Consider the following 13,488-nt stretch of genomic DNA (forward strand, 5'->3'; position numbering starts at 1 on the left):
TAGTGCTAAAAATTATTGAGCGTTGGTTTCCCCTTGGTTAGGAGGTAAAGTCCTTATACAATAAATATTTCTTACGTATTGTTTTAAATTTTTTCAAGTCAGCATCCCAGCTTTTTCTGATTTCTGCTTCTGTTTTTCCTTGCTTTACTTGTTTTGCCAGCAGATCACTGCCTGCTAATTTATTAATGAAATCATTCTTTAAAAAGAAACTATCCTTGCCCGGGAATAATTTATAAGCAGTCAACAAATATTGCAGCTGGATCTTTCCATTTACTTTTTTCAATACGTCTTCTTTTGTTCCTGATAAATTCCATCCATAACAGGTTTGATAGAAACATTTGCTGCTTTTGGCTCCTGCATTGGGTTTAGGAGTAAAGGAATATAAATATTTTGGTAAAGAAGGGTGCCCGAACAATTGAAAAGGTTTATCGGTTCCACGTCCTTCACTTAATACAGTGCCTTCAAAAAAACAGGTAGAAGGATACCAATAAATGCTTTGCATCTCTTTTAAATTAGGAGATGGATTAACAGGTAAATTATATTTACTGTTGTGATCGTAATTTTTGCATTTAATTACCAATACATGAAAAGGGGTGTCGATGGTAGGTTTTGCAGCGATGTTGTAACTGTTGATCTTATTCGCTTCGGGCGTTAACCATTTTTCTCCTGCAAGCATCATAGCATATTCTCCTATTGTCATTCCATAAACAATTGGCACAGGCTGCATGCCGATAAAACTTTTAAACTTCATATTCAATACCGGTCCATCAACATAAAACCCATTTGGATTGGGACGATCCAATATTAATAATGGCTTATGATTTTCCAATGCAGCTTCCAGTAAATATTGCAACGAAGAAATATAGGTATAGAACCGAACGCCTACATCCTGTATGTCAAAAACCAATACGTCTACGTCGTTCAGGTCGCCTGCAGTAGGCTTGGTATGATTTCCGTAAAGACTTACGATCGTTAACCCTGTTTTTGTATCGGTAGAATTAGATAGCTCTTCTCCCGCATCGGCAGTTCCTCTAAATCCGTGTTCCGGGCTAAAAATCTTTACCACAGTAATACCGCTTTTTAATAAAGTATCTACCAGGTTCGTTTGTTTTACCATGCTGGTTTGATTGGCAAAAACCCCAACCCGCTTGCCTTTTAGTAAATGAAAATACATGTCGGTACGTTCTGCACCCGGAATTATTGCCGGTTGCGCTTTTATTTGAACCACAAAAAATAATAAGGAAATTATAATGAATTTAAGGTGCCTCATTGTTCAAAGGTCAATAAAGTTTTTTTAATTCGCACAGGTAGATTTTAATTTATAAATTGCAAGCCATTTGCTTGGTTTTTGTTGAGTAAAAACAAAAAGTACAAGTGAGTGACACAACGATGCTGAAGAAAGTTTTTCAGCTGATTACAAAAAATAAAAACAAAAATTATGCAAGCAAAAAATGGCGATAATGTGAAAGTGCATTATACAGGTAAATTAGTGAACGGTGAACAATTCGATTCATCTGCAGGACGTGAGCCTTTGGCTTTTACTGTAGGTGCCGGACAAATGATCAAAGGTTTTGATGCCGCTATTCCGGGCATGAGTGTTGGAGATAAGAAAACGATCAATATTCCTGCAGAAGAAGGTTATGGCGAACGTTCAGAAGAAGCGATCATTGAATTTCCAAAAGAACATGTGCCTGCCGATATGATCCTAACTCCGGGTCAGCAACTTACTTTAACCAATCAACACGGACAACCGGTTCCGGTTGTAGTAGTGGAAGTAAAAGATGATGTGATCATTTTAGATGCGAATCATTTTTTAGCAGGAAAAGAATTGGTGTTTGATATTGAGTTGGTAGAGATCGGGTAGTTCATAATCAGAATTCCGTCAGTCTGAGCTTGTCGAAGACGAATAATATAAAAGCAGTTTATCATCTAAACTGCTTTTGTTATTTTTATACTTCCTTATTTATTTTTTATGATTGATATTAACAAAGATGACCTGACTGAACGTTTTATGCGTTATGTACAGGTAGATACGCAAAGCAATCCTGAAAGCAGCACCTATCCTACAACAGAAAAGCAAAAAGATCTTAGCAAGCTATTATGTGCTGAATTGAAGGTAATGGGCATTGCCGCAGAAACAGATGAATATGGTTACGTATATGCTACAATTCCTTCCAACAGCAATAAAGAAAATATTCCGGCTATTTGTTTTTGTGCGCATGTGGATACAGCGCCGGATTGCAGCGGTACCAATGTAAAGCCGATCCTTCATAAAAATTACAATGGTAATGATATTGTATTGCCGGATGACAATACACAGGTATTGCGTACAAGCGATTCTCCTTATTTAAAAAAGCATATTGGCAGCGATATCATTACTGCAAGTGGTACTACTTTGTTGGGTAGCGATGATAAATCGGGTGTAGCAGTGATCATGCAGGCAGCAAAATATTTTGTAGATAATACAACTGTTAAGCATGGGGATATTAAAATATTGTTTACGCCTGATGAAGAAGTAGGAAAGGGTACAGCAAAGATCGATATGAAAAAATTGGGAGCACAATTCGGGTATACTTTAGATGGTGGCGATGCCGGAAGTTTGGAAGATGAAACGTTCAGCGCTGATGCATCAACGATAACTATTAATGGAATTATTGTACACCCGGGTTGGGCAAAAGATAAATTAGTAAATGCATTAAAGATTGCCGGCGCTGTTTTGGATGCTTTACCCAAAAATGAATGGAGTCCTGAAACAACAGAAGGCAAACAAGGTTTTGTGCATCCTGTGGCTGTAAATGGTATTGCAGAAAAAGCGAGCATACAATTTATAGTAAGGGATTTTACATTAAGTGGATTGCAGCAGCACCATGCAAGATTAAAAAAAATAGCAGAAGAAGTAGTAGCAAAATATTCCGGAGCAACAATGGAATATAGTATTGCGGAACAGTACCGTAACATGAAAGAGATATTAGACCAACATCCGCAGGTGGTGGCTTATGCAGAAGAAGCCATACAGCGTACAGGCTTAACTGTTATTAAAGAAAGTATTCGTGGAGGAACAGATGGCAGCAAGTTGAGTTATATGGGCTTGCCTTGTCCGAATATTTTTGCAGGTGAACAAAACATTCACAGCAAATTAGAATGGGTAGGAGTGAATGATATGGCAAAGGCTGTTGAAACGATTGTTCGGTTAAGTATGATCTGGGAGGAGAGGAGTTGATTACAATGTTAAAAATTATTTACAACCTCAGCGAAGCATTTCGTTTAACATAGCTTTTGTTTTCCAACATATATTTTCGTTTCATTAATTGCTAATTACCTAAAAATTGCCATTTATGAAACAAAAACACCTGGCATTCATTTGCCTGCTCATCTATTCATGCAATCAACCTAAAAAAGAAAATACTTCAACATCACAAACATCTACACAACCTCCAACAACCATTATTAATAATTCAGCAGAAGCAACTGTTTTTAAGTTGATACAACCTAATGAGCCTCCACAAAAGATCACCGTTTCTGCAAAACAAAAGACAGAAGTAATTGGAAAAAAGAAATTGAAAATTACTGTTGATCCTGCTAACCTGGAAACAGAAAATGGAACACCTATCGGCGATAAAATAGATATAGAATTAAGAGAAATGACTAATCCTACAGACTTATTTTATAACAATGCACCCACCGTTTCAGATGGCCAGCTATTGGTTTCGGGTGGAGCTTATTACATTGGTATGAGCTCTAATAGAAATAAGCTGAAATTGAAGATTGGAAAAACGTTATCCATCCAGGTTCCTAAAACAACTGATAATGAAATGCAACTTTTTTATGGAGACAGAGATACCTTAGGCAATTTGAATTGGATACCTGCAGATGCAACGTTTAAGAAAACAAAATCAGAAACATCCAATACGATGGCAGTGCAAAAACCAATTGCCTCAAAACCTATAGATAAAAAAGATTCCAAAGTAATGAAAGGAGACCTTGACAGGTTATTGGATTATGCTGATAGTAATGGAGGCAGAATGTCTGCTTTGCGGTTCAGAAGCCTTGTAGGAAGTAAAGCGGATGAAGAGGTAGATGGAAGTGATTTCAGTGTTAAAACAATAGAAACAATTGATAGTGTCAGCGGCAAAAAGGTAAAGCAACTGGAAACTATTTATTATTCTCCGGTGGAAATTAAAAATATTGGCTGGATCAATTGTGACAGGTTTTATAGCGTACCCAACAAAACTCAAATTAAATGTGAGTTTGATACAGCATCGCAAATTAGTTATGCAACAGTGTACATCATATTTAAAAATATCAATAGCATGCTTACGGAAAATATTTTTAAAAAAGATTCGGGGTTTTCTTCATTGTACACTCAAATTCCGGTTGGAGAAAATATTAAGATCATAGCCGTTGCAAATACAAAGGGTAAATTTTATTCTTTTAAACAAGATGTCATTGTAGAAAATGATACGAAGGTTAAAATAAAATTGACGCCTGTTAATGTTTCGGAATTAAACAGGCAAACCTTTGTTTTAAATTAGGCTTGATATAGAATAAAGTTTTGTTGCCGACTTCATAAAAATCGCTACCTTACTCCCCTAAATTTTATTCACTATGGAGATATCAGGCATTGTATTGCTCGTAATTGTTTTAGCAGCAGTATTTGGTTCCTTTGTAACTATTAACCAGGGCACTGTTGGCGTAATTACTGTATTCGGTAAATATCGCCGCGTAATGCGACCCGGATTGAATTTTAAAGTTCCTTTCCTGGAACAGATATACAAACGCATCAGCATTCAAAATCGCTCCGTTGAGTTGGAGTTCCAGGCGGTAACCAACGACCAGGCAAATGTTTATTTTAAATCGATGTTATTATATTCTGTATTAAACCAGGATGATGACACCATTCAAAATGTAGCATTTAAATTTATCAGCGACAAAGACCTGATGCAGGCATTGGTAAGAACCGTGGAAGGAAGTATCCGTGCTTTTGTAGCAACTAAAAAGCAAGCTGAGGTGTTGAATGTACGTCGCGATATTGTAGAAAACGTAAAAGAACAGGTAGATCTTACATTGGAAACATGGGGTTATCATTTACAGGATCTGCAAATAAATGATATTACGTTTGATGAAGCCATTATGACGAGCATGAGCAAAGTGGTTGCCAGCAATAACCTGAAAGCGGCAGCAGAAAACGAAGGACAGGCGTTATTAATTACTAAAACAAAAGCTGCTGAGGCAGAAGGTAACTCGATAAAAATATCTGCCGAAGCAGAAAAGCAGGCAGCGCAATTACGTGGACAAGGCGTTGCATTGTTTAGAGAAGAAGTGGCAAAAGGTATGAGCCAGGCAGCGGAACAAATGAAGCAAGCAAACCTAGATACCAATGTGATCCTATTCAGTATGTGGACAGAAGCCATTAAAAACTTTGCGGAATACGGAAAAGGCAACGTGATATTTTTAGATGGTAGCAGCGAAGGAATGGAAAAAACCTTGCGCCAGATAATGGCGATGCAACAAATGGGAGATAAAAAGTAAAAGTTGTATATAAATAAGTTGAAGTGCTGCATTTATTGCGGCACTTTCTTATTTTAATGCAATTAGGTGTAACCAAGATTAACAATTTTTTACACGCAGTTTGCACATTCGCAACGTTTAAGTTTTCATATTGCATATATAAAAACTTATAAGGTACATTTGCAACGTAAATAAATAAACTATGTTCGATATTTTATTACAGGCAGATACAACGGCAGCGGCTGCAGCAGCGGCTCCCAAAGTAGAGTCCGTATGGTCTATGCTTGCAAAGGGTGGTCCGTTAATGATACCGCTTTTCTTGTTGTTTGCATTAGCCGTCTTCTTTTTTATAGAACGATTGATAGTTATAAACAAAGCAGGTAAGATAGCAGATAATTTTATGAGCATTATCCGTGACCAGGTTGTTAGCGGAAATATTACTGCTGCAAGAAGCCTTGCAAAAAATACCGACAATCCTGTTGCAAGAATTATTGACAAAGGAATTCAACGTATTGGTAAACCAATTGATGCCATTGAAAAAAGCATGGAGAATGTTGGTAAATTAGAAACATATAAGCTGGAAAAAAACCTGGCTATATTATCTGTAATAGCCCGTATAGCGCCGTTATTTGGTTTTGTAGGAACCATTGTAGGGCTGGTATTATTATTAAAAGAATTTGCAACGATCAGCAACCCTTCGGTAGGACAGATCGCTGATGCCATGTATGTAAAGCTTATCACATCAGCAACAGGCATTATCATTGGTATCCTGGCATATTTAGGTTACAGTTATTTAGACACTCAAATTAATCGCTCGGCTAATAAAATGGAATCGGCAAGTTCTGAGTTCATAGATATTTTGCAGGAACCGACTAAATGATTTTCTCGTTAACGGTTTTGGTTAACCAATGTATGAGTAATTACACACAATCATCATGAGTTTTAGAAGAAACAATTTAAGAGAGGCTCATTCCGAAGTGGACGCAGGTCCGCTTAATGACATTCTTTTTATATTACTTATGTTTTTTTTAATGATATCTACATTGGCTAATCCTAATGTGATAAAAATGAGCGTACCTCGTGCAAAAAGTGATACCAAGACCAAGCAAAGCGTTGTAGTAAGCGTAGATAAGAATAAGAATTTTTATGTCGGTTCTAAAAAGATCTTACCCGATTCATTAGAATCTGCATTAAGAAAATATATTAATGAAGGAGATAGTATTAAGCCTGCAGTAGTAATTAATGCCGATTCATTAACAGACTGGGGCAACGTGGTAAGAATAATGAAAGTAGCGAAGCATTTGGGAGCGGCTACTTCAGCAACTGTTTCAGGCAGCGATAAATGATCCTCCAATTAATTTCTAACGATCACTATTCTTTCTTTTCCATATAGATCTCTTTTTACATCTGCATAGTTATATTGTAAAGAGCGAAAATGCAGTGCTACCTGTTGCGCAAAATTTTCATGTGTTTCCAAAAATATTTTCCCGCCGTAGTTGAGATGATCTTTGCCGAAGGCGGCTATCTTTTTGTAGAATAACAGCGGTTCTTCATTTGGTACAAATAAAGCGGAATGCGGTTCGTATGCCGTTACATTTTTATTTAATTCTTTTTCTTCATTAGCCGGAATGTAAGGCGGGTTGCTTACGATGACGTCAAAAGAGGGTAAAGTCTCCCAGTTCTCTTCATTTAAAAAATCAAGTTGTATAAAATTAACGGCAGCTTTTTGCTCAACAGCGTTTTCTCTCGCAATAGCAAGCGCTTCTTTACTGAAATCGATAGCAGATACTTCACTTGCCGTTAAATGTTTTCTCAGCGCAATGGCAATGCAGCCGCTGCCGGTACCAATATCTAAAATAGTAGGACTGATTTTGGACTTTTCAGCATTAATTATTGATTCAGCGAGTTCTTCGGTTTCAGGTCTTGGTATCAATACATGCTCGTTTACTTTCAGCTTCATATTATAAAACCATGCTTCACCTAGAATATATTGCACAGGCTTGTATTCAAGTAATTGCTCGAGGCAATTCGTTAGTTGTACGTGATCGGTTTTACTGAGCAGCTGTAAAGGATTTTTGATCAGATCAGCCTTTTTAATTTTTGCCACCGATTCAAAAACCCAATCTGTAATGGAAGTAGCTTCACTTAAAGGATAGATGCTTTGTATCTGTAATAAAAAATTCCTGTAGATATCTTTAGCTGTCATTGATACAAATGTAGTGAATGACGAATAGTTAATAACGAAAACCTGAAGTCAATATTCTATAATTATCTTTGTATAGTTTATAATATTTACAGTTGATCATTCACGAAACATATATGCAGCGTTGCTTTGAGTTGGCAAAACTCGGGGCAGGTAATGTAGCCCCTAATCCTATGGTAGGCGCTATCCTGGTTTATGACGACAAAATTATTGGCGAGGGACATCACAAAAAATATGGCGAAGCACACGCGGAAGTGAACTGCATCAATAGTGTAAAAGAAGAAGAAAAAGAATTAATCCCTAAAAGCACCTTGTATGTTTCGTTAGAACCTTGTGCACATTATGGCAAAACACCTCCTTGCGCCGATCTAATCATCAAACACAAAATTCCTAATGTAATAATTGGGTGCAGAGATAGCTACGATGAAGTAAACGGCAAAGGAATTGAAAAATTGAAAGCTGCCGGTGTAAATGTTATTGTTGGCATTTTGGAAACAGAGGCGTTGGAATTAAACCGACGATTCTTTACATTCTATCAACGCCATCGCCCGTATGTGATCTTAAAATGGGCACGAAGCAATGATAATAAAATTGCTAATGCTGATCTGTCAAGAGTATTCATAAGTAATGAAGAAGTCAATCGCTTGGTGCATAAATGGCGTAGCGAAGAAGCTGCAATTTTGGTAGGAACCAATACTGCTTTGCGTGATGATCCTTCTTTAACAACAAGATTATGGCAAGGTCATAACCCCGTAAGATTGGTTATTGATAAAGAACTAAAACTTCCGTCATCATTGCATTTATTCGATAATACTGTTAAGACAGTAATCTTTAATAATGTAAAAAATAAAGAAGAAGGGAATACGAGCTATTATCAATTAAAGACGACGTCACTAAAAGAGATCTTGAATGTTTTATATGAACAGAAGATCCAAAGCATGATCGTAGAAGGTGGCAGCAAACTCCTGCAAGCTTTTATTGATGAAGGTTTGTGGGACGAAACGAGAATAATTACGAATAATGAGCTATCCATTCAAAATGGATTAAACGCCCCTGTTTTAAAGAATGATATATTCATAAAGGAAGAGGTTATCAATAACAATAGCATTGGTTATTACAAGAAGAAATAAAATGAGCGAACAAGATATTTACTACACTATTGAAAAATCTTCTGTTGCCGAGTTTAAAGATCGAGGAAGTAAATTCATTGCATATGTTTTTCCGATCATGAGCGCTGCTGAATGTAAGATCCACTTGCTGCAATTAAAAAAGGAGCACTCTAAAGCAGTGCATCATTGTTTTGCATATCGTATCGGTACAGATGGGAATAACTTTCGTAGTAATGATGATGGGGAACCTTCGGGTTCTGCAGGCAAACCAATATTAGGACAAATTGATAGCAAGCAACTCACCAACGTTCTGGTAATTGTAGTACGTTATTTTGGTGGTACATTATTAGGTGTGCCGGGATTGATTAATGCGTATAAAACTGCTACGGCGTTGGCATTACAGCTTACACCTATTGTACAAAAGCAGGTTGAGATTACTTATGATGTTCAATTTGATTATACACAGATGAATGAAGTGATGATGGTGTTAAAGCAATATCAATGCACTATTATTAACCAGGAAATGCAATTGTTTTGCAGTATTACAGCAGGTATTCCTAAACGAAGTGAGCAAGATGTTTTGTATCATTTGAATGAGCTTAAAGGTGTTTCTATAAACAAACAAAAACCGAACGCATGAATGTAGAAGATATAAGAGACCATGTTTTACAAAAACCTGGTGTAACGGAAGGTTTTCCTTTTGGAGAAACGGTGATCGTATTCAAAGTGAGCGGCAAAGTATTTTTATTGGTTCCATTAGATGAAGCTACGCTACAATTCAATGTAAAGTGCGATCCTGATCATGCCATTGAATTAAGAGAAGAATATCAGGATAATGTATTGCCAGGTTATCACATGAATAAAAAACATTGGAACACTGTTATTGCCGGAGGCAGATTAACGAACAAGCTGCTGCTGCAATTCATCGACGATTCTTATAATTTAGTGCTGCCCAAAACTTCAAAAAAGAAATAAGATAACAATAGCAGTGCTGCTTCAAAGCCTCGTTATGAATTTAAAGGATCAGCCTTTCTTTGCTACGCACATCCAATCCCATGGATATGGTTCCTGCAGCCACTTTGGAGGGTTATTAAATTCTGTTTTCCAGGTGTAATTTATTTTCTCTACCCGTTCAACAGTAAAGCCTTCTAAAGAAAGTAATAGTTGCAATTCTTCTTTTAAATAATGTTTGGTAGGAACGTTGTCAATATCCGTTACACCTTGTTTGATATTGTTTGCCAGTTCAAATGCCTTCTTGCTCGATTCAATTTTTTCATCATGATCGCCATCCACATTCCATCTATTAGCAATGATATTTGTATATAATTTCGATTCTAAAGATGGAACAACCAATATAAGTATACCTTCTTTATTAATGCTTATTGATAAGGACTGAAAAAAGTTAATGCGTTTTTTTAAAGAATCAGTTAGAATAGCATTGATACAAATAGCCACATCGCAAGGAGTAACACTTAATTCATCAGCGCTCATATCGGAACGTACATAATCAACATTGGTGAATTGAGGATATTTTTCTTTTGCTATTTGCAGGTTGGTAGCGGAAATATCAACTGCTATCACATGTTTAAAACTGCTTGCCAATAGAGGTATCCATTTACCTACAGCACAGCCAATATCTATAACACTTTTTTCTCTTGACGCAGCCTGCTCAATGGCCGAAACAATAAGTCCTGATGTGTCATTACGCAATACATCAAATATTTCTTCTTCGTAATTAGGAGCAATGGTTTCCCAGTATTTTCTATCCATATGCGTTACCGTTAGTATATGAAAATGTAAAAGCCTAAAAATAATTAAAAATTACTTCTTTTGATACTTCCAGTTTCTTCCTTTCCCTTCTGCTATCCATTCAACGGCAGTTTCTATTCGGCGATCTCTTGTTTCTTCTGTTTTTGCTTCAGTTATCCATTCCACGTACTCTTTCTTGTGCGAATAAGCAAAATCATCAAACACCTGTAACGCTTTTTTATTTTTACTCAATGCTTTTATAAAATATTCGGGGATCACCAATACTTTTTCTGAGACTGCTTTTGGTTTGGAAGCTGCTTTAACTCCCTGCTCATTCAACTGCATTGCCTCTTTAACAAATGCTGCCAGTTTTTTGGCAGAAGGCAGATCTCTTATTGAAGTTATTCTTCCCAAATGTCCCATGGCACCGGCTTCTCCTCGTGGTGTCAAGCCCTTAATTAACTTTCCTTTCCAAAATCCAAATACGCAATGCTGCTTAAATGCCGCCATGCTGCACATCATTTCACCTTTATAATCAAAGTGCGGAAAGCCCCATTTGATTTTTTCTTCTACTGTAGGACAAGCCTTGTGTACCACTTCACGTAAATGTTTTAAAATAGGTTTTGCAAAATCGGCAGATTTGTCAATATAGGCGTCAATAAGTTTGGTTCTATTCCCCATTAATTATTTTTATTTTGAAGTAAGCTAAGGTACTACTATTAAACATCGTTGTGTCACACAATAGCTGCCCAGGATATTGCGCAGCTCAATTTTAATTGCGAATGACAAAATGTAACATTACTTGAATTGTGGGCTAACTGTTAGATCTTTATTTCCAGGCTGATAGATATAAAACCCTTCGCCACTTTTCACACCCAGCTTCCCGTTATTCACCATATTGATCAATAAAGGACATGGAGCGTATTTTTCACTCTTAAATCCATCGTATAAAACATTGATGATATTCAGGCAAACATCCAATCCGATATAATCAGCTAATTGTAAAGGTCCCATTGGGTGCGCCATTCCTAATTTCATTATGGTGTCGATCGATGCAACACCCGCGACCCCTTCATGCAAACTGTAGATCGCTTCATTTATCATTGGCATTAAAATACGGTTGGCGATAAATCCCGGCGCATCATTCACTACACAGGGGATTTTTTCTAACTGTTTGCTTAGTTCAACAATTGCGTTGGTTACTTCTTTTTTTGTTTCCCTGCCGTTAATGATCTCTACCAGTTTCATTACAGGGACGGGATTCATAAAGTGCATGCCGATCACTTTATCAGCACGTTTGGTAACAGCTGCTATTTTTGTAATAGAAATGGAAGAAGTATTGGTAGCTAAAATGCAATCTGCAGGAGCTGTCTCATCCAGTTGTTTAAAAATATTTAGTTTGATATCTGCGTTTTCTGTGGCGGCTTCTATAACCAATAATGCATTTTTAACTCCTCTATTTATATCAGTTGATGTAATGATATTATTTAGCGTAATTGCTTTTTGTTCTTCTGTACTTGTTCCTTTTGCAATCTGACGTTCGAGATTTTTAGCAATAGTTGCAATTGCTTTTTCCAATTGAGCAACATTGATATCGATGAGCGTTACTTTAAAATTATGTTGTGCAAACACATGTGCAATGCCATTGCCCATAGTTCCGCTACCGATAACTGCAATTTCCCTGATCATAATCTTATTTAAATGCATTAAATCCTGTTATATCCATTCCCGTTATAAGCAGATGAATATCGTGTGTTCCTTCATACGTAATAACACTTTCTAAATTCATCATATGGCGCATAACAGAGTACTCGCCTGTAATGCCCATACCACCCAGCATTTGCCTTGCATTGCGGCAAATATTGGCAGCTACTTCACAGGCATTTCGTTTCGCCATTGAAACCTGTTGTGGGTTTACTTTTCCTTCATTCATTAAAACTCCCAGACGCCAGTTTAATAACTGGGCTTTTGTGATCTCGGTGATCATCTCTGCCAGCTTTTTTTGTTGCAGTTGAAAAGCCCCGATCGGTTTATCAAACTGAATACGTTCTTTACTATAACGCAAAGCCGTATCATAACAATCCATTGCAGCGCCGATAGCCCCCCAGGCAATTCCATAGCGAGCTTTTGTTAAGCATCCTAATGGACCCTTTAAGCCTTGTACGTTTGGTAAAATATTTTCTTTAGGAACTTTTACATTGTCAAACACCAACTCACCTGTAGCGCTTGCACGCAAGCTCCATTTGCCGTGAGTAGTAGGAGTGGAGAATCCTTTCATATCTCTTTCTATGATCAATCCCTTTATTTCGCCGCTTTCATCTTTTGCCCATACAACGGCAACTTGCGCATAAGGCGCATTACTGATCCACATTTTTGTTCCGTTTAAGATAACATACTCATCGCCGTTATCTTTAATATTGGTAAGCATGCTTGATGGATCGCTGCCATGATTGGGTTCGGTTAACCCAAAGCAACCGAGCCATTCACCGCTGGCCAATTTTGGTAAATATTTTTTTCGTTGCGCTTCACTGCCGTATTGATAAATCGGATACATTACCAGGCTTCCTTGTACCGAAGCAGTAGAGCGGACGCCGCTATCACCACGTTCCAGTTCCTGCATCATTAATCCATAACTGATATAGTCTAATCCCCCGCCGCCGTATTGTTCCGGAATCGTAGGACCGAAGCATCCTAATTCGCCCAGCTGTTTTACAATATGCTCAGGGAATTCAGCACGTTGCGCATAATCTTCTATAATAGGCGATATTTCTTTTTTTACATAATTGCGTACTGTTTCACGAATTAGTTTATGCTCTTCCGTTAGCAGCTCATCTACATTAAAATAATCAGGAGATTGGAATAGATCTGTTTTGGCAGCCATGCTAAGAAATTGAAGATTATAAATAACAAATTTCAGAT

At 37.2% G+C, this 13,488-nt stretch carries 15 protein-coding genes; 9 read left to right on the forward strand and 6 right to left on the reverse strand.

Going from position 1 to position 13,488, the window contains the following annotated elements; translation table 11 throughout:
• Positions 1–37: 37 nt before the first annotated feature.
• Positions 38–1,228, reverse strand: a complete 1,191-nt coding sequence (locus K9M53_RS01835; RefSeq protein ID WP_224017432.1) for an exo-beta-N-acetylmuramidase NamZ family protein — start codon at positions 1,226–1,228, stop codon at positions 38–40.
• 210 nt (positions 1,229–1,438) lie between these two features.
• On the opposite strand from K9M53_RS01835, the gene K9M53_RS01840 reads away from it, so the two are divergent.
• From K9M53_RS01840 to K9M53_RS01865, 6 genes are all read left to right on the forward strand, one after another.
• Positions 1,439–1,864 (forward strand): FKBP-type peptidyl-prolyl cis-trans isomerase, encoded by a 426-nt coding sequence (locus tag K9M53_RS01840; RefSeq protein ID WP_224017434.1) that lies wholly within the window; start codon positions 1,439–1,441, stop codon positions 1,862–1,864.
• 108 nt (positions 1,865–1,972) lie between these two features.
• Entirely contained in the window at positions 1,973–3,220 is a 1,248-nt protein-coding gene (gene pepT, locus K9M53_RS01845) for a peptidase T (RefSeq protein WP_224017437.1), read from the forward strand.
• 115 nt (positions 3,221–3,335) lie between these two features.
• Positions 3,336–4,532, forward strand: coding sequence for a hypothetical protein (locus tag K9M53_RS01850; protein ID WP_224017439.1), 1,197 nt, complete (start codon positions 3,336–3,338; stop codon positions 4,530–4,532).
• Positions 4,533–4,605: 73 nt separating this feature from the next.
• Complete coding sequence (locus tag K9M53_RS01855; RefSeq protein ID WP_224017441.1) at positions 4,606–5,529, forward strand: SPFH domain-containing protein; 924 nt, start codon at positions 4,606–4,608, stop codon at positions 5,527–5,529.
• Between the two features lie 181 nt (positions 5,530–5,710).
• Positions 5,711–6,388, forward strand: a complete 678-nt coding sequence (locus K9M53_RS01860; protein ID WP_224017443.1) for a MotA/TolQ/ExbB proton channel family protein — start codon at positions 5,711–5,713, stop codon at positions 6,386–6,388.
• A 55-nt stretch (positions 6,389–6,443) separates the two neighbouring features.
• On the forward strand, positions 6,444–6,854 hold the full coding sequence (locus K9M53_RS01865; protein WP_224017445.1) for an ExbD/TolR family protein: 411 nt from the start codon (positions 6,444–6,446) through the stop codon (positions 6,852–6,854).
• Between the two features lie 8 nt (positions 6,855–6,862).
• Here K9M53_RS01865 and prmC read toward each other — a convergent pair whose 3' ends face one another.
• Positions 6,863–7,714, reverse strand: a complete 852-nt coding sequence (prmC, locus tag K9M53_RS01870; protein ID WP_224017447.1) for a peptide chain release factor N(5)-glutamine methyltransferase — start codon at positions 7,712–7,714, stop codon at positions 6,863–6,865.
• 113 nt (positions 7,715–7,827) lie between these two features.
• On the opposite strand from prmC, the gene ribD reads away from it, so the two are divergent.
• Genes ribD through K9M53_RS01885 form a run of 3 tightly spaced genes read left to right on the forward strand, consistent with a single transcriptional unit; the run spans position 7,828 to position 9,795 of the window.
• Positions 7,828–8,841, forward strand: coding sequence for a bifunctional diaminohydroxyphosphoribosylaminopyrimidine deaminase/5-amino-6-(5-phosphoribosylamino)uracil reductase RibD (ribD, locus tag K9M53_RS01875; protein WP_224017449.1), 1,014 nt, complete (start codon positions 7,828–7,830; stop codon positions 8,839–8,841).
• Between the two features lies 1 nt (position 8,842).
• Positions 8,843–9,460 carry an IMPACT family protein gene (locus tag K9M53_RS01880; protein WP_224017451.1) on the forward strand — a complete coding sequence of 206 codons (618 nt, stop codon included), beginning with the start codon at positions 8,843–8,845 and terminating at the stop codon, positions 9,458–9,460.
• Positions 9,457–9,795: an MmcQ/YjbR family DNA-binding protein gene (locus K9M53_RS01885; RefSeq protein ID WP_224017453.1), complete on the forward strand. Its 339-nt coding sequence runs from the start codon at positions 9,457–9,459 to the stop codon at positions 9,793–9,795. The genes K9M53_RS01880 and K9M53_RS01885 overlap by 4 nt, the downstream gene beginning before the upstream one ends.
• A gap of 48 nt (positions 9,796–9,843) precedes the next feature.
• Here K9M53_RS01885 and K9M53_RS01890 read toward each other — a convergent pair whose 3' ends face one another.
• The 4 genes from K9M53_RS01890 to K9M53_RS01905 all read right to left on the reverse strand — a co-directional run bounded on the left by K9M53_RS01890 (position 9,844) and on the right by K9M53_RS01905 (position 13,450).
• Positions 9,844–10,590: a class I SAM-dependent methyltransferase gene (locus K9M53_RS01890; RefSeq protein ID WP_224017455.1), complete on the reverse strand. Its 747-nt coding sequence runs from the start codon at positions 10,588–10,590 to the stop codon at positions 9,844–9,846.
• Positions 10,591–10,641: 51 nt separating this feature from the next.
• Entirely contained in the window at positions 10,642–11,250 is a 609-nt protein-coding gene (locus tag K9M53_RS01895) for a YdeI/OmpD-associated family protein (RefSeq protein WP_224017457.1), read from the reverse strand.
• 117 nt (positions 11,251–11,367) lie between these two features.
• The gene (locus tag K9M53_RS01900) at positions 11,368–12,258 is read right to left on the reverse strand and encodes a 3-hydroxyacyl-CoA dehydrogenase family protein (protein ID WP_224017459.1); all 891 of its coding nucleotides are present in this window, start codon (positions 12,256–12,258) and stop codon (positions 11,368–11,370) included.
• Between the two features lie 4 nt (positions 12,259–12,262).
• Entirely contained in the window at positions 12,263–13,450 is a 1,188-nt protein-coding gene (locus K9M53_RS01905) for an acyl-CoA dehydrogenase family protein (RefSeq protein ID WP_224017462.1), read from the reverse strand.
• Positions 13,451–13,488 lie beyond the last annotated feature (38 nt).

This window comes from Ferruginibacter albus, from assembly GCF_020042285.1.
GTDB lineage: Bacteria > Bacteroidota > Bacteroidia > Chitinophagales > Chitinophagaceae > Ferruginibacter > Ferruginibacter albus.